Annotated in this window: 15 protein-coding genes; 9 read left to right on the top strand and 6 right to left on the bottom strand. The window is 73.5% G+C overall.

Features of this window, described 5'->3' with window-relative positions; translation table 11 throughout:
• The first annotated feature begins 20 nt into the window (after positions 1-20).
• Genes ACS04_RS10725 through ACS04_RS10710 form a run of 4 tightly spaced genes read left to right on the top strand, consistent with a single transcriptional unit; the run spans position 21 to position 4603 of the window.
• Positions 21-1325, top strand: coding sequence for an ABC transporter substrate-binding protein (locus ACS04_RS10725; protein WP_048476328.1), 1305 nt, complete (start codon positions 21-23; stop codon positions 1323-1325).
• On the top strand, positions 1312-2307 hold the full coding sequence (locus ACS04_RS10720; RefSeq protein WP_078864619.1) for a carbohydrate ABC transporter permease: 996 nt from the start codon (positions 1312-1314) through the stop codon (positions 2305-2307). Before ACS04_RS10725 ends, ACS04_RS10720 begins: the two co-directional genes overlap by 14 nt.
• Entirely contained in the window at positions 2304-3137 is an 834-nt protein-coding gene (locus ACS04_RS10715) for a carbohydrate ABC transporter permease (RefSeq protein ID WP_048476326.1), read from the top strand. Before ACS04_RS10720 ends, ACS04_RS10715 begins: the two co-directional genes overlap by 4 nt.
• A gap of 47 nt (positions 3138-3184) precedes the next feature.
• The gene (locus tag ACS04_RS10710; protein WP_048476325.1) at positions 3185-4603 is read left to right on the top strand and encodes a GH1 family beta-glucosidase; all 1419 of its coding nucleotides are present in this window, start codon (positions 3185-3187) and stop codon (positions 4601-4603) included.
• On the opposite strand, the gene ACS04_RS10705 is transcribed toward ACS04_RS10710, so the two are convergent.
• The 4 genes from ACS04_RS10705 to ACS04_RS10690 form a co-directional block, all read right to left on the bottom strand.
• On the bottom strand, positions 4575-5210 hold the full coding sequence (locus ACS04_RS10705; protein WP_048476324.1) for a HutD/Ves family protein: 636 nt from the start codon (positions 5208-5210) through the stop codon (positions 4575-4577). The genes ACS04_RS10710 and ACS04_RS10705 overlap by 29 nt on opposite strands.
• Positions 5211-5324: 114 nt before the next feature.
• Positions 5325-7073, bottom strand: a complete 1749-nt coding sequence (locus ACS04_RS10700) for a glycosyl hydrolase family 18 protein (RefSeq protein ID WP_048476323.1) — start codon at positions 7071-7073, stop codon at positions 5325-5327.
• Positions 7074-7182: 109 nt separating this feature from the next.
• Positions 7183-7917 carry a hypothetical protein gene (locus ACS04_RS40020; protein ID WP_048476322.1) on the bottom strand — a complete coding sequence of 245 codons (735 nt, stop codon included), beginning with the start codon at positions 7915-7917 and terminating at the stop codon, positions 7183-7185.
• 249 nt (positions 7918-8166) lie between these two features.
• Positions 8167-8829, bottom strand: a complete 663-nt coding sequence (locus ACS04_RS10690; RefSeq protein ID WP_048476321.1) for an NADPH-dependent F420 reductase — start codon at positions 8827-8829, stop codon at positions 8167-8169.
• Positions 8830-9532: 703 nt separating this feature from the next.
• On the opposite strand from ACS04_RS10690, the gene ACS04_RS10685 reads away from it, so the two are divergent.
• Positions 9533-10030 carry a hypothetical protein gene (locus tag ACS04_RS10685; RefSeq protein WP_048476320.1) on the top strand — a complete coding sequence of 166 codons (498 nt, stop codon included), beginning with the start codon at positions 9533-9535 and terminating at the stop codon, positions 10028-10030.
• A 69-nt stretch (positions 10031-10099) separates the two neighbouring features.
• Here the strand turns inward: ACS04_RS10685 and ACS04_RS10680 are convergent, their stop codons facing one another.
• Positions 10100-11461 (bottom strand): FAD-dependent oxidoreductase, encoded by a 1362-nt coding sequence (locus tag ACS04_RS10680; protein WP_048476319.1) that lies wholly within the window; start codon positions 11459-11461, stop codon positions 10100-10102.
• Positions 11462-11634: 173 nt separating this feature from the next.
• Between ACS04_RS10680 and ACS04_RS10675 the strand changes: the two genes are divergently transcribed.
• Positions 11635-12687 (top strand): PHP domain-containing protein, encoded by a 1053-nt coding sequence (locus ACS04_RS10675; protein WP_048476318.1) that lies wholly within the window; start codon positions 11635-11637, stop codon positions 12685-12687.
• Between the two features lie 13 nt (positions 12688-12700).
• Here the strand turns inward: ACS04_RS10675 and ACS04_RS10670 are convergent, their stop codons facing one another.
• Positions 12701-13606, bottom strand: a complete 906-nt coding sequence (locus tag ACS04_RS10670; RefSeq protein ID WP_342449408.1) for a UbiA family prenyltransferase — start codon at positions 13604-13606, stop codon at positions 12701-12703.
• A gap of 76 nt (positions 13607-13682) precedes the next feature.
• Here ACS04_RS10670 and ACS04_RS10665 point away from each other — a divergent pair, with 76 nt between their 5' ends.
• The 3 genes from ACS04_RS10665 to ACS04_RS10655 all read left to right on the top strand — a co-directional run bounded on the left by ACS04_RS10665 (position 13683) and on the right by ACS04_RS10655 (position 16412).
• Entirely contained in the window at positions 13683-14744 is a 1062-nt protein-coding gene (locus ACS04_RS10665; protein WP_048476316.1) for a type III polyketide synthase, read from the top strand.
• Positions 14745-14838: 94 nt separating this feature from the next.
• Complete coding sequence (locus ACS04_RS10660) at positions 14839-15390, top strand: isoprenylcysteine carboxyl methyltransferase family protein (protein ID WP_048476350.1); 552 nt, start codon at positions 14839-14841, stop codon at positions 15388-15390.
• The gene (locus ACS04_RS10655) at positions 15387-16412 is read left to right on the top strand and encodes an NAD(P)/FAD-dependent oxidoreductase (RefSeq protein WP_048476315.1); all 1026 of its coding nucleotides are present in this window, start codon (positions 15387-15389) and stop codon (positions 16410-16412) included. Before ACS04_RS10660 ends, ACS04_RS10655 begins: the two co-directional genes overlap by 4 nt.
• Positions 16413-16435 lie beyond the last annotated feature (23 nt).

Genomic DNA, 16435 nt, shown 5'->3' with positions numbered 1-16435 from the left:
CAGGCCAAGGAGGCCGCCCCATGTCGATCCCCCGAACCGCCCCGAGAACCGCGGTCCGCCTCGGCGCCGTCGCGCTCACCGGAGCGCTCCTGGCCGCCTGCGGATCCGGCTCGGGCGGCGGCTCCGCCGACTCCGCGGGTGGCGACGTCACGCTCACCGTCGACCTGTTCGGCGCGTTCGGCTACAAGGAGTCCGGCCTCTACGCCGAGTACGAGCGGCTGCACCCCGGCATCAAGATCAAGCAGACCGACACCGAGGACGAGCAGGACTACTGGAAGTCGCTTCAGACCCGCCTGGCGGGCGGCGGCGGTCTGGCCGACGTGCAGGGCATCGAGGTCGGCCGCATCGCCTCGGTCACCCAGCAGCAGGCCGCCAAGTTCGTGGATCTGAACCAGTACGGGGCCGGGGCGCTCAAGGGGGAGTTCGCCCCCGCCAAGTGGTCCGCCGCCACGACCAAGGACGGCAAGGTGCTGGGCCTCGGCACCGACGTCGGCCCCGAGGCCATGTGCTACCGCAGCGACCTGTTCCAGGCCGCCGGTCTGCCCACCGACCGCACCGAACTGGCCGCGCGGTGGGCGACGTGGGACGGCTACCTCGAACTCGGCCGCCAGTACAAGGCGAAGGCGCCCGCCGGAAGCGCCTGGCTCGACAGCGTGGGCAGCCTGAACGCCGTCATGGTCGGCCAGGCGAAGGAGCGCTACTACGACGCCTCGGGCGCCCTCGTCTACGAGAACAGTCCTGCCGTGAAGACCGCCTGGGACGCCTCGGTCAAGGCGGCGGGCGAGGGGCTGAGCGCCAAGCTGGACCAGTGGTCGCCGCCGTGGAACCAGGCGTTCTCCTCGGGTTCCTTCGCCACCCTGCCCTGCCCCGCCTGGATGCTCGGCTACATCAAGGGCCAGGCCGGGGACGCGGGCAAGGGCAAGTGGGACGTCGCGAAGCTGCCCGGCGGCGCGGGCAACTGGGGCGGTTCGTACCTGGCGGTCCCGACCGCCGCCGCCCACAAGAAGGAGGCCTACGAGCTGATCAAATGGCTCACGGCGCCCGAGCAGCAGACCAAGGTCTTCCGCGGGCAGGGCAACTTCCCCTCGGCCACCACGTCGATCGGCCAGATAGCCGACGCCAAGGACCCGTACTTCTCGGACGCCCCGATCGGCCGGATCTTCGGCGACGCCGCCGAGCAGGCCCCCGTCCAGGTGCTCGGCGTGCACGACAAGGACATCGCCGACCAGATCAACAACGCGCTCAGCGAGGTGGAGCGCAAGGGAACGGCTCCCGAGACGGCCTGGGCGAACGCGAAGAAGGCCGTCAAGAATGCCCTCGGCTGAGCCCCTGGCACGGACGTCACCGAAGGCCCCCGGGGCGCCGCCGGCGTCTTTGACCGCCCCCGTCCCGCCGGAGCCCTCGCCCCGCCGGCGCGGGCGCCCCGCCGCGCTCTCCCCGTACGCCTTCCTCGTCCCCTTCTTCACCCTGTTCGCCGCGTTCGGGATCTTTCCGCTGCTCTACACGGCGTACGTCTCCCTCTACCGCGCCGAACTCCAGACCCCCGGCGAGCTCGAGTGGCGCGGGCTCGGCAACTACACCGCGCTGTTCGCCGATCCGTTCTTCTGGACCGCGCTGCGCAACACGTTCACCATCGGCGTGCTGTCCACGGTGCCCCAGCTGCTGATGGCACTGGGCCTGGCGCACGTGCTCAACTACCGGCTGCGCGGCCGTACGTTCTTCCGTACCGCGCTGCTCCTGCCGTACGCGACCTCCGTCGCCGCCGCCTCACTGATCTTCGCCCAGCTCTTCGGGCACGATTTCGGCCTGATCAACCGGCTGCTGGATCTGGTGGGCGTCCACCCGGTCGACTGGCAGAACGGCACGGTGGCCTCCCAGATCGCCGTGTCGTCCATCGTCGTCTGGCGCTGGACGGGCTACAACGCGCTGATCTACCTGGCCGGCCTGCAGACGATCCCGGCCGAGCTGTACGAGGCGGCCGAGGTCGACGGGGCCTCCCGATGGCGGCAGTTCCTCCACGTCACCCTGCCCGGGCTGCGCCCCACGATCGTGTTCACCTCGGTCGTCTCGACGATCGGCGCCACCCAGCTGTTCGGCGAACCGCTCCTGTTCGAGGGCTCGGTGTCCGGGGGCATCTCGCACCAGTACCAGACCCTCGGGCTGTACATGTACGAGCAGGGCTGGGGCTTCTTCCACCTGGGCCGGGCCGCGGCCATCGCCTGGGTCATGTTCCTGCTGATCGCGGTACTGGTCGGGGCCAACGCCTGGCTCGCGCGCCGCCGTTACCGGAAGGAGGCCGGCCAATGAGCGCCACGGTCACCGCCCGGCGCGGCGGCAGGCTCACGTACGCGGTCCTGGTCTGCGCGGTGCTGGTCTCGGCCTTCCCGCTGTACTGGACCCTGGTCGCGGCCAGTCGCTCCAACGCCGAACTGGCGCGCCCGCTGCCGGCCTTGCTGCCCGGGCCGAGGCTGCTGGACAACTTCCGGTCCGTCCTGGACGAGGCGGCGATCGGCAAGGCGCTGCTCAATTCGCTCGTCGTGTCGGGGTCGATCACCGCCGGCACGGTGCTGTGCTCCACGCTGGCCGGGTTCGCCTTCGCCAAACTCCGCTTCCGCGGCCGCGGCGCGCTGCTGGCGGCCGTCGTCGCCTCGATGATGATCCCGCCGCAGCTCGGGGTGATCCCGCTCTTCATGCTGATCGTCAAGCTGCACTGGGTCAACCAGCTCCAGGCCGTCGTCCTGCCCGGACTCGTCTCGGCGTTCGGGGTGTTCTTCATGCGCCAGTTCCTGGTGCAGTCGCTGCCCGACGAGCTGATCGAGGCGGCCCGCGTGGACGGGGCCTCGCACGCCCGGATCTTCTGGTCGATCGTCGTGCCCATCGCCCGCCCGGCCATGGCCGTCCTGGGTCTGCTGACCTTCATGACCGCCTGGAACGACTTCTTCTGGCCGATCGTCGCGCTGTCCTCGCAGGAGCCGACCGTCCAGGTCGCGCTGCGCCAGCTGGGCGGCGGCTACGTCCACGACCAGTCCGTGATCATGGCGGGGACCCTGCTCGGCACCCTGCCCGTACTGCTGGTCTTCGGACTCCTCGGCCGCCAGATCGTCGGCGGCATCATGCAGGGCGCGGTCAAGGGCTGACGCAGCAGCCTCCCGGCCTTCCCTCCACCCCTTTTTGGAGCCTTTCCATGACCACGCTCGACGCGTCCGCCCCCGCGAAGGCGGGGCTCGCCTTCCCGTCCGGTTTTCGCTGGGGCACGGCCACCGCCGCATACCAGATCGAGGGCGGGGCCGCCCTGTACGGCCGGACGCCTTCCATCTGGGACACCTTCAGCCACACCCCCGGCAAGGTCCTCCACGGGGACACCGGGGACACGGCCGCCGACCACTACCACCGCATGGACGAGGACGTGGAGCTCCTGCGGCGCCTCGGCGTCAGCGACTACCGCTTCTCGGTGGCCTGGCCGCGCGTCCAGCCGACCGGCCGGGGACCCGGCTCCCGCAGCGGCCTGGACTTCTACCGGCGGCTCGTCGACGCGCTGCTGGACGCCGGGATCCGGCCGGTGGCCACCCTCTACCACTGGGACCTGCCGCAGGAGCTCGAGGACCGGGGCGGCTGGCCCGTGCGGGAGACCGCCGAGCGGTTCGCCGAGTACGCGGGGCTGGTGGCCGGGGCGCTCGGCGACCGCGTGGCCGGCTGGACCACCTTCAACGAGCCCTGGTGCGCGGCCTTCCTCGGCTACGCCTCCGGGGTGCACGCCCCCGGCCGCAGCGAGCCGGAGGCCGCGCTGCGGGCCGCGCACCACTTCAACCTGGCCCACGGCCTGGGCACGGCGGCCCTGCGCGCCGTGCTTCCCGCCCGGGCCGAGGTCTCCCTGACGCTGAACCTGCACGCGCTGCGGCCGCTGACCGGCCGCGCCGCCGATCTGGACGCGGTGCGCAGGGTCGACGCGGTGGGCAACAGGATCTTCCTCGATCCGGTCTTCCACGGACGCCTGCCGGACGACCTGGTCCGGGACACGGCCGGGGTCACGGACTGGTCCTTCGTCCGGGCCGGGGATCTGGCCGCGGCCGCCGAGCCGATCGACTGGCTGGGCATCAACTACTACTCCCCCACGGTGGTCGCGGCGGCCGAGCCGGGGTACGGCCCCGCGGCCGCGGCGCCCTCGCCGTGGGTGGGCGCCGAGGAGCACGTGCGCATCCTGCCCGCGCCCGGGCCCCGGACGGCCATGGACTGGCCCGTGGACGCGGGCGGACTGCACGAGCTGCTGGTCCGGCTGCGCGACGAACTGCCGGGCGTGCCGCTGATGATCACGGAGAACGGAGCGGCGTACGGGGATTACGCCGACCCGGAGGGCGATGTGCACGATCCGGACCGGATCGGCTACCTGCACGGCCATCTGGCCTCGGTGCACCGGGCGATCGAGGACGGCGCGGACGTGCGCGGGTACTTCGTGTGGTCGCTGCTGGACAACTTCGAGTGGGCGTACGGCTACAGCAAGCGGTTCGGCCTCGTCCACGTCGACTTCGCGACCCAGCGGCGCACGCCGAAGGACAGCGCCCGCTGGTACGCCGAGGTCATCGCCCGGAACGGGCTGCCAGCCTGACCACGGCCGCGTGACCGGGGGTGTGCAGGACGCGGGCACCGGCGCCGGTGATCCGGACCGCGTCGTAGGGGCCGAGTTCCACGGGCTCGGCTCCCGCCGCCGCGGTGCCGGCTCCGGCCCCGGTGTCGAATGCGGCTGCCGCTTCGAGTTCCGCCGGGCCCCGGAGGGCGACCACCAGCAGGGTCTCCCCCGGCTGCGCGGTGAGTGCGAGGGTGCCCCGTACGACCGCGGTCTGCGCCCGCACCCGGTCCCGGCGGTACATCACGTTGAAGTTCACGACGGGCCCGTCGAGGAGCAGGCAGTCGGTGGGGGCGTCACCGGGGAACTCCCGCGGCGCGAAGCGCTCGTCGACGAGGCGGCGGGTGCCCGCGACCGTGAGGTCCATGCCCGCGCCCTCGGCCAGGGTCAGGGTGCGGTCGACCCCGGGGAAGGCCGAGAACGGGCCGTCCGCGGCCACTTCCGCCAAGCTGATCCGCCAGTCGAAATCGGCCAGCCCGGCGCCCTGCGGCCAGGCCGCGATCTCCCGGGTCACCCCGCCGCCGTTCTTCCAGGCGAGCGCCGCGCGGTCGCCCGCGCGCAGGATCCGGACCTCGTGGCCGCCGGTCATGGCGCTGTTCCTTCCCTCGGGTACGCACCGCCCCGTGCGGGCGGTACGTACCCGGGCGGCCGTGGCCGAGCCTACCGACCCGGCCGAGGAGCCCGACCGTGCCACCCGGCCCGGCTACCCGACCGAGAGGTCGTCCCCGTAGACCGTGCCCTGCCCGTACCAGCCGTGCAGGTAGACGGTGACCGTGCCGGAGGCGCCGGTCGTGAAGGGGACCGTCAGCTTCGACCAGCCGGCCGAGCTGGTCCACGCACTGGCGCTCGCGCCGCCGCGGACGCCCAGGTAGGCGTAGCTGCCCTGTACCCAGCCGGCCAGCGTGTACTTCGTGTTCGGGGCGAGGGTCAGGGTCTGGGCGCATTCCCCCGTCTGCGAGGAGGTGGGCGCGGTCTTCAGGGCGTACGAACCCCCGTGCGCGGGGGTGCCCACCACCGAGCCGCCGCTCTCGCAGGTCCAGGGGGCGAGCGCGCCGCTCTCGAAGCCGCCGTTGACCAGTGCGCCGCTCCCGCCGCCCGGGCCGGAGACCGTGAGGGTGAAGACGGCGGTGTGGGTGAGGCCTCCGGAGGTGCCGGTGACGGTGATCGGGTAGGTGCCCGGGGCCGCCGAGGCGGAGGCGGTGACGGTGAGCCGGGCCGAGCCGCCCGCCGTGACGGAGGCCGGGTCGATGGCGGCCGTGACCGCGGCGGGTGTGCCGGAGGGCGTCAGGGCGACGGCGTGCGCGGTGCCGGAGACGACCGCCGTGCTCACGGTGGCGGAGGTGGAGCCGCCGGGCGCCACGGAGGCCGAGCCGGGCGCGACGGCGAGCGAGAAGTCGTCGGCGACGGGACCGCCGCCGCCGGTGAACGGCGCGAAGGTGTGGCTGAAGTACCAGGGGTCCTGGACGATGCCGGAGCAGGAGTCGGAGCCGCCGGTTCCGGGGCAGCCGCCGTTGTCGCGCTGGAGTGCCCAGAAGGACAGGGTGTTGATGCCCTTGCCGGTGGCCCAGTCGTAGACGGCCGTGGCGTCGGCGGTGGTGAAGGTCTCGGCGGGGCCGTAGTCGTCGATGCCCGGCATCTCGGTGACGCCGATCATGCCCCAGAGCTGGGCGGAGGTCTTGGCCGGGTACAGGGCGGCGAGCTGGTCGTGCAGCCCGGTGGCGGCGGTCTGGGTGTCGGTCGCCATGTGGTGGGTGGCGCCGTCGTAGTAGTCGAAGGTCATCAGGTTCACGACGTCCACCTGGGCGCCCGCCGTCTTGGCGCTCTTGAGGACGGCGAGTCCGCTGCTCGCGAGGCCGCTCGTGGTGGTGGGCAGGGTGTAGGAGACCTGGAGCGGGCGGCCGTTCGCCGCGGCCCAGTCCTGGACCTTCTTGATCGCCTGGTTGCGCCGGTCGATGCCCGCCTTGTTGGTCAGCGAGTTGTCCTCGATGTCCATGTCGAGCCGGGAGACCTCGTAGGTGGTGATCACCTTCTCGTACGCGGCGGCGATCGCGTCCACGCTGGTGCAGCTGTCGGCGATCTCGGTGCCGCCGTTGTCGGCCGCGTAGCCGCCGAAGGACGGGATGACGTCGCCGCCGCGCGAGCGGATCGTGGCGAAGTCGGCGCCGAAGACGGAGCCGGAGACGGGCTGCCCCTTGTCCCCGTTCCAGTAGGGGGTGCAGGAGCCCTTCGCCTCGGTCTGCACGAACGCCATGGTCAGGTACTTGGCGCCGGACTTCTGGGCGAGGTCGGCGGGGCTGTCGCCGTTGTACGCCTCGAAGTACGGGGCGAACACGTGGGCGGGCAGTGGGGTCGCGGCGTGGGCCGCGCCGCCGGCCCCGAGGACGAGGCCGGCGGAGGCGAGGACCGTGGTCAGCGCGGCGGATAAGGCATGGAGGGGCCTGGGACGTCTCATCGATGCTCCCGGTGGGGCGCGAGCGAACGGGCGGACGCCTCATGATTGGTCTGGACCAGGTGTGGGTCAAGGGTCCGGACCGTCTCGATTGCCGCGGCGGGAGCGGGAGTTACAGGATCCGCCGGGTGGTGAGGGGCAGCGAGAGGTGGCCGGGGTGCTCGAAGTCGGACGGCGCGCCCTCGGCGGCGTCCGCGTCGATCGCGTACACCAGGAGCGGGCTGCTGCCGGTGGGACCCGTGGCGGTGGCGCGCAGCCGGTAGCGCTCGCTGCGGACCGCGTCGCGGGCGAGGGGGTCGCCGCCCGCGTAGAGGTGGGCGGGCTTGGCGTCGGTGGCGATGCGCAGGTCCGCGGCGCGCCAGGCTCCCGTGGCCGGGTCGCGCCGCTCCAGGACGAAGGAGGCGTCGGGTCCGGGGAGGTCACCGGGTTCGCCGGTCAGGGGCTCCATCTGAAACGCGATCAGCAGGTGCCCGTACGCCTGGGCGTTGCCGTTGCGGACGGTGACGGTGAACTCCTGGGCGGGGCCGCCGCGGACCAGCGCCAGTCCGCCGGCCGGGGCGCCCGCCGTCAGCGAGAGCCGGGTCGCGGGGGCCGGGGGCGCGGCCGGCGCCTTCACGGGCGATGCCGGGGAGGCGGAGGCGGCGGTCGGGGTGGGGGCGTCCGTCGGTGCGGAGGGGGTCATGGTGGCCGAGGGGGACGGAGTCGGGGACGCGGAGCCGGAGGGCGGGGCGGTCGCGGGCCGGGAGGGAGCGGCCGGGCGGTCCGGGTGCCCGGAGCAGGCCGTCAGGGCGGCCGGGAGCACCGCCAGTACCGCCGAGGCGATCAGCAGACGGGGTCTGACGTGCATGGTGGGCCCTCCTACGGCTCCTGTGGGGGCAGGACCGTAACAAGCCGGGGGCCTCGGTGCGGGGGCGCGGAGGATGACACTTCGGTATCGGTTCCGGGCGGAGGCCGACGGCTCCGGAATGGTGGACTCGGGGGCTGCGGGACTTCGGGCTTCGGCGCTTCGGGCTCTGGGGCTTCGGGCTCTGGGGCAGGGGACGGGGCAGGGCCCGGGCGGGCGCGGGGGCCTCCGCTCCCGCGCCCGCCCGGAGGGTCAGCCCTTGAACGCCGCCTGGCGGACCGGCGAGGCCTCGGCGAGGGCCTTGACGACCGCGTCGGTGCCGGCCCGGAGTCCGTACACGGGGGTGCCGGGCTGCTGGCGCCACGAGTCCTCGATGGTGCCCGCGTCGACCGTGTCGAAGCCGAGCTCGTCGATGAGCGCCCGGACGCGCTCCTTGGCCGCCGCGTCGTCGCCGGCCACCGGCAGGGCCACCCGGTCGGGGGCTCCGGCCGGGCGGGGCAGGGTCAGGAGGTCCTCCGCGTACGTGCCGTTGAAGGCCTTGACCACCGGGTGCCCGAGGTGGCGCTGGCTCCAGCCGCTCTCGGTCAGGCCCTCGTCCTCGATTTCGGCGATGCGGCCGTCGCGCTGCTGCGGGTAGTAGTTGCCGGTCTCGATGAGGACGAAGCCCTCGGCCGCTCCGTCGAGGAGGCCGGCGGGCAGGTCCGGCACGTTCTTGAGGGGGACGGTGACCACGACGACCTCGGCGCCCCGCGCCGCTTGCGCGACCGTGACGGGGGTGGCCCCGGTCTCCTTCGCGAGGTCGGCCAGGGTCTCGGGGCCGCGGGAGTTGGCCACGGACACCTCGTGTCCGAGGGCGGTGAGACGGCGGGTGAGGTTGCCGCCGATGTTGCCTGCGCCGATGATGCCGATCTTCATGAGCTCTCCAGTGCGTGCAGGGTGGTCGGGTGCTGCGTGGAGCCGGGTACCGCAGGGAGCCGGGTAGTGCATGGAGCCTGATGCCGCGTGGAATCCGAACCACCGGGCGCTCCCGCGCATTCCGCGTCCGGCCTTCCCGCCCCCCGGATCCCCCGAACGAGCGGCCGGTTTCCGGCCGTAGGAATTCAGCCAGGGAACTTCGGCGGCGCATGACCGGAAACAGACCTCACATGCGCCCTCCTTCGCATGCGACCTGACAAGATCCGCACAGGGAATCCTTTTCGCAAGGTCCCTTATGTAGTGTTTCATTCATCCGTCGCCCATCAGGGGGCGGAGAGCGGGACGCGGTCGACCACCGCCCCTGTCCTGCTCGTTGGCGGTCGCGTGACCCGACACGAGGGAGCAGTATGCGGTTCCAGCTTTTGGGGCCGTCGAGCATGCGGCCCGGCCCGGACCACGACCACATCGAGGAAATCGGCGGCCCGGAAGCGGTCGCCGCGGACAGCGGCTGGCGCGGGGTCCCCGCGAAGGGACGTCCCGGCCGACAGGGCCCGGCACCCGTGCCCGGCTTCGCCTGATAGGCGGCCGTACGCCATCCGCGTCGTTTTCAGGCCATTTCGTACGATCCGAGAACCGACCGCCGGGCTGCCGGCGTGGTGGGGTTCATCTCCTCGGTATCCGAGCACGGCGAAAGGTCCGAACGATGTCCCAGTCTCCGGCCAAGGCCAGGCGCACCGCCACCCTCGCCCTCGCGGCCACCGCCGCGACGGCCGCACTCACGCTCACCCTCGTCACCAGCGCCTCCGCGACCGGCGCGGGCGCGCCGCGGGACGGGCGGCCGGCGGCCCCGGCGCCCTCCGTCTCCGGCGGCCCCGAGTCCGCGCTCTCCCGGATCACCGTCTTCTACGGCGCGTACATCGACGCGGTGTACGACGGGGACGGCGCGCGCGCCAAGCAGCTGCGGGCCGCCTACCTCTCCGCGCCGCTCCAGCGCGAGCTGGCGAAGTGGGAGGAGACCAATCACGCGGACGGTGTGCTGCGCGCCCAGAACGTGCCGCTGGAGTGGAAGGTCGCCTACGTCGACAGCGGCATGGGCAAGACCAACGCGGACGTCACCCTGACCTGGAGCGGCAGCGACATCACCCGGCTCCACGTCCAGGCCGACCTGAAGACCCGGAAGATCCTCTCCATCACGGGTTGACGTCCCGCCGGACATGCGTGGTGGGGGCCACCGCCCGGCGGCCCCCACCCGATCGGCGACGCGCCGCGATCAGGCCCCGCTCGCCTTGAGCATGTCCTCGCGCTCGACGATCTTCACGCGCGCGCGGCCCTCGGGCTCGCCCAGCGCCTTCTCGGCGGCGTCGAGCTTGTACCAGCCCTCCCACGTCGTGAAACGGACACCGCGCTCGGCGAGGAAGGCCTCGACGGCCTCCGGCGCGGGCTGGGCCGGCGTCTGCAGGCGGTCATTGGCGTGGTCCGACAGCAGGTTCGCGACGGTCTCGTTCGCGTCGCCCTTGGTGTGGCCGATGAGGCCGATCGGACCGCGCCGGATCCAGCCGGTCACGTACGTGGACTTCAGGTGCTCGCCGGCCTCGATCACGCGACCGCCCTCGTCCGGGACCGTGCCGCTGTCGACGTCCCAGGGCAGCTTGGGCAGTTCGTCGGAGAGGTAGCCCACGGCGCGGTACACGGACTGGACGTCCCAGTCGGTGAACCGGCCGGTGCCCTTGACGTTGCCCGTGCCGTCGAGCTCGGTGCGCTCGGTGCGCAGGCCGACGACCTTGCCGTCCTCGCCGAGGATCTCGGCGGGCGACTCGAAGAAGTGCAGGAACAGCTTGTGCGGGCGCTCGCCGACGTCGCGGATCGCCCAGTTCTCCAGCGTCTTGGCGACCATGTCGGTCTGCTTGTTCTTGCGGCGCTCGGCGATCGAGCCCTCGTCGTAGTCGATGTCCTCGGGGTTGACGATGACCTCGATGTTGGGCGAGTGGTCGAGCTCGCGCAGCTCCATCGGGCTGAACTTGGCCTGCGCCGGGCCCCGGCGGCCGAAGACGTGGACTTCGAGCGCCTTGTTGGCCTTGAGGCCCTCGTAGACGTTCGCGGGGATCTCGGTCGGCAGCAGCTCGTCGGCGGTCTTCGCGAGGATGCGCGCGACGTCGAGGGCGACGTTGCCGACACCGAGGACGGCGACCTTCTCGGCCTCCAGCGGCCAGGTGCGCGGGACGTCGGGGTGGCCGTCGTACCAGGAGACGAAGTCGGCGGCGCCGTAGGAGCCATCGAGCTCGACGCCCGGTATGGCGAGCGCGCGGTCGGCGGTGGCGCCGGTGGAGAAGATCACCGCGTCGTAGAACGAGTGGAGCTCGTCGAGGCTGATGTCGTTCGGGTAGTCCACGTTGCCGAACAGGCGGACCTGCGGCTTGTCGAGCACCTGGTGGAGGGCGGTGATGATGCCCTTGATCCGCGGGTGGTCGGGGGCGACCCCGTACCGGATCAGGCCGAAGGGGGCGGGCATCCGCTCGAACAGGTCGATGGAGACACCCGGCTCGGCGGCCGCCTCGGACTTCAGCAGCGCGTCGGCGGCGTAGATTCCGGCAGGGCCGGCACCGACGATGGCTACCCGGAGGGGGCGAGGCATGACTGGTTCCCTTCGACCGAAAAACACTGGATCACAGGAACCCTAAGCTAAGGGAACCCTAACCCAGCACCCGCCCCCCGCTTATGACCCTATAAACAGAACTTATGACCGTCCCAAGACATCCTTGGGGGTGGCGGTCACACTGGAGGCCGGGGTCACTCTGGAGGTACTCCATGGATCCGGTCGCCGCGCTGGAGCGCATCGCCTTCCTGCTGGAGCGGGGGCAGGCCCCGACCTACCGGGTGCAGGCCTTCCGGAAGGCGGCCGCGGCCCTCGTGCGGATGGGCGATGCGCAGGTGCGCGAGCGCGTCGGGGCCGGGACCCTCGAAGCGGTCAAGGGCATCGGCCCGAAAACCGCCCAGGTCGTACGGGAGGCGGTGGGCGGGGCGATCCCCGCCTACCTGCAGAAGCTGGAGGACGAGATCGCGGCCCACCCCGCGGGCCCGCCGGCGAGCCCCGCCGCCCTCGCGCTGCGCGCGGCCCTGCGCGGGGACTGCCACCTGCACTCCGAATGGTCCGACGGCGGCAGCCCGATCGAGGCCATGGGGCGGGCGGCGACCGGGCTGGGCCACGAGTGGGCCGTACTCACCGACCACTCCCCGAGCCTCACCGTCGCCCGGGGGCTCTCCCCGGAGCGGCTGCGCGAGCAGCTGGACGTGGTGGCGGAGCTGAACGAGGGGTGGGCCCCCTTCCGGCTGCTGACCGGCATCGAGTGCGACATCCTGCTCGACGGCTCCCTGGACCAGGAGCCGGAGCTGCTGGACCGGCTGGACCTGGTGGTCGGATCCGTGCACTCGAAGCTGCGGATGGAGTCGCCCGCGATGACGCGGCGGCTGCTGGCCGCCGTGCGCAATCCGCTGATGGACGTCCTGGGCCACTGCACGGGGCGCCTGGTGACGGGGCGCACCCGGCCCGAGTCCACGTTCGACGCGGAGGCGGTCTTCGCCGCCTGTGCGGAGTCCGGAACCGCCGTGGAGATCAACAGCCGGCCGGAGCGGCTGGATCCGCCGCGCCGGCTGCTGCGGTCGGCCGTGGCGTCCGGGGTGCTGTTCGCGATCGACACGGACGCGCACGCCCCCGGCCAGCTGGACTGGCAGCTGACCGGTTGCGAACGGGCGGTGGAGTGCGGGGTGGCGGCCGAGCGGGTCGTGAACACCTGGCCCGCCGAGCAGCTGCTGGAGTGGACCCGGACCCGTCGCCCTCCGGCGGAGGCGGCCGCGGCCTGAGCCGGGGGCGGCTTCAGGCCCGCCCCGCGAGGCCGGCCCCGCGGACCACCAGCAGCACGACATCGCCCCCGGCGACCGCCATCGTCGCCAGGAACGGGATCCGGCTCGGGCCGGCCGGCCGCAGGACTCCGAGGAGCACCGCCGCGGCCGTCGCCGCGAGCAGACCCCAGCCGTACGCCGGCACCCGCCCCGGCGCTCCCGCCACCAGGGCCGCCGCCGAGGCGACCACGAGGAGCCCGCCGACGAGGGCCGAGGCGCGCGCGCCGATGCGGTGCGGAAGGCCCGAGACACCCGTGGCCAGGTCGTCCTCGATGTCGGGCAGCACATTGGCGAAGTGCGCGCCCGCGCCCAGCAGGGCCGCCGCGGCCGTCAGCCACCACGGGGGCCACGGCGCGCCGGGCAGGCCGAGGGTGACGAAGGCGGGCAGCAGGCCGAAGGCGAGGGCGTACGGGAGCCAGGAGGCGGCGGTGCTCTTCAACCGCAGGTTGTACGCCCAGGCCGCGGCCACCCCGCACAGGTGGGCGCAGCCCGCGAGCCGGCCACCGGCCAGGGACAGCGGGACGCAGAGCAGCAGGGCCGTGAGGGCCGCGGCCGTCACCGCGGCGGGCCGTGCGTCCCCGCGGACCAGGGGCTTGTCCTGACGGCCGGTCACCAGATCCCGGCCGAGGTCCACCCGGTCGTTGCACCAGCCCACCGACAGCTGGCCGCTGCCCACGGCCGCCGCGACGAGCGCCGCGCCGGACAGACCGCGCCCCACGGCCGCGGCCAGGACGGCGGCCAGGAGGGTCACGGCCGCCGCGGGCACCGGATGGCAGGCCTTCAGCAGGCCCGACACCGCCCACGGCCGCGGGCCGGGGGCGGCGGCCGCCGCAGACGTGGGCGGGGTCGGGTCCGTGGCTTGGGCTCTGGCGCGGGGCACGCGACCACGCTAAGCCGCGCCGCGCCCGGTATACGTCATTCCTCACGAAGTGTCAGTTGTTCCCTATGTTGAGGCAATGACGCGTGTCCTGGCCGTGAGCACAGTGTTCCCGCCCCACCGCTATCGGCAGTCCGAGATCGCGACGGCGCTCGCCCGCTTCCTTCCCCCGGGCGCCGACACCGCCCTCCTCCACCGGCTGCACGGCGCGGTGGGCGTCGACTCCCGCCACCTGGCGCTCCCGCTGGACCGCTACGGCCCCTCGAACGACTTCGGCGCCACGAACGCCCTCTTCGTGAAGAGCGCCGAGGAACTCGGTGCCCGCGCCGTCGAAGCCGCCCTCGCCTCGGCCCATCTGAAGGCGCGCGAGGTCGACCTGGTCATGTCGACCACGGTGACCGGGCTCGCTACGCCCTCGCCGGAGGCCCGTATCGCCACCCGGGCGGGCCTGCGCCCCGACGTGCGGCGGCTGCCGCTCTTCGGCCTGGGCTGCGCGGCGGGCGCCGCGGGTCTGGGCCACCTCCACGACCATCTGACGGGCCGCCCCGACCACGCGGCCCTGCTGCTGTCCACGGAGCTCTGCTCGCTCACCCTTCAGCCCTCGGACACCTCGGTGGCGAACCTGGTGGCCGGGGCCCTCTTCGGCGACGGAGCCGGAGCCCTCCTCGCGGTGGGCCGCGGGCATCCGCTGCACGGCACGCGGCCCGGACCGTCGGTGGTGGCCGCCCGCAGCCGCCTCTACCCCGGCACCGAGGGGCTCCTCGGCTGGGACATCGGCCACTGGGGCTTCCGGATGGTGCTGGGCCGGGAACTGCCCGCCCTGGTCCGGCTGCACGTGGCCGAGGAGGTCGAGTCCTTCCTCGCCCGCCACGACCTCAAGCCGCCGGACGTCGACGCGTGGATCGTCCACCCCGGCGGGCCGAAGGTGCTCGACGCGCTCGCGGACGCCCTGTCCCTGCCCGACTCCGCCTTCGCGGCGAGCCGGCGCTCGCTCGCGCAGGCGGGCAACCTCTCCTCGGCCTCGGTCCTGCACATCCTGGACACGGTCCAGGCCGCCGGCCCGCCCGCACCGGGCTCGATCGGCCTGATGATCGCCTTCGGGCCGGGCTTCGCCTCCGAACTCGTCCTCCTGCGCTGGTGACGCCTTGTCCGTGACCTCGCTCGCCACCGTGGACCCGTACGCAGTGGACCCGCACTCGATGCCGTATGCGATGTCCTCCTCGCTGCCCCACTCGATGGACCTCTACCTCCTCCTCATCGCCCTCGTCGCGGCCGAGCGGTTCGCCGAACTCGCCACGGCCCGCCGCAACGCGCGCTGGAGCCTGTCCCGCGGCGCCGTCGAGTACGGCAGCGGCCACTACCCCGCCATGGTCGCCCTGCACACCGCGCTGCTCGCCGGCTGCGTGGCGGAGCCGTTCCTCGCGGACCGCCCGTTCCTGCCCGCACTGGGCTGGCCGGCCCTCGCCCTCGTGATCGGCGCCCAGGGCCTGCGCTGGTGGTGCATCGTCACCCTCGGCCCGCGCTGGAACACCCGCGTGCTGGTCGTCCCGGGGCTGCCGCTGGTGGCGGCCGGCCCGTACCGGCTGCTGCGCCACCCGAACTACGTCGCCGTCGTCGTCGAGGGCGCGGCGCTGCCGCTGGTGCACACCGCCTGGGTGACGGCCGCCGCCTTCACCCTGCTCAACCTGCTGCTGCTCGGCGTGCGGATCCGCTGCGAGGAGGACGCCCTCACGCACGCCGCGCCGGTCTACCGCAGCGCCGTACCGGCGGAGGGCGGGGCCCGGTGATCGACCTGCTCGTCGCGGGCGGCGGCCCGGCCGGGCTGGCCACGGCCATCCACGGCGCACTGGCCGGGATGGAGGTCGTGGTCCTGGAGCCGCGCCCCACCCCGATCGACAAGGCCTGCGGCGAGGGCCTGATGCCGGGAGCCGTGCGCGGCCTGCGGGACCTGGGCGTGTCCGTGCCGGGCCGGCCCTTCCACGGGATCCGCTACCTGGACGGGGTGAGCGGCCTGCGGGCGGAAGGGAGGTTCCGCACCGGCCCGGGACTCGGCGCCCGCCGGCCCCTCCTCCAGGCCGCGCTGGCCCAGCGGGCCGAGGAGCTCGGCGTACGGGTGCTCGCGCGGCGCGTCGGCGAGGTCCGCCAGGACGCGGACCGGGTCGGCGCCGCCGGCCTGACGGCCCGCCACCTCGTGGCGGCGGACGGCCTGCACTCCCCCGTCCGGCGCGGCCTGGGTCTGGCTGCGCCGCCCGCGCCCGGCCGGCCGCCGCGCTACGGGTTGCGCCGCCACTACGCGGTGGAGCCCTGGAGCGACCTGGTCGAGGTGCACTGGTCGGCCCGGAGCGAGGCGTACGTGACCCCGCTGGGGCCCGGCCGGGTGGGCGTGGCCGTCCTCACCACCGAGCGCGCCCCCTTCGACGTACAGATGGCCCGGTTCCCGCTGCTGGGCGCGCGGCTGGGCGGGGCCGCCGGTTCGCCCGTCCTCGGCGCCGGGCCGCTGCGCCAGTGGGCGCGGGTGCGGGTCGCGGGGCGGGTGCTGTTCGTGGGGGACGCGGCGGGGTACGTGGACGCGCTGACCGGTGAGGGGCTGACCCTGGCGGTGACGGCGGCGGGTGAACTGGTGCGCTGCGTGCGGGAGGGCCGGCCGCAGGCGTACGAGCGGGCCTGGCGGGAGCTGTCGCGCAGCTACCGCGCGCTGACCACCTCGCTGCTCTGGGCGCGCCGGCAACCCCGGCTCGCGGGGCGGATCGTCCCGTGCGCGGCCCGGCTGCCCCGGGTGTTCACGCACGCGGTCAACCTGCTGGCGTAGTGCGGGCATGCCACGGGGGCGGG

The sequence above is a fragment of the Streptomyces roseus genome, from assembly GCF_001044425.1.
GTDB lineage: Bacteria > Actinomycetota > Actinomycetes > Streptomycetales > Streptomycetaceae > Streptomyces > Streptomyces roseus.
The sequence above is the reverse complement of the archived record's forward strand: the minus strand, read 5'-3'. Positions and strand labels throughout refer to the sequence as shown.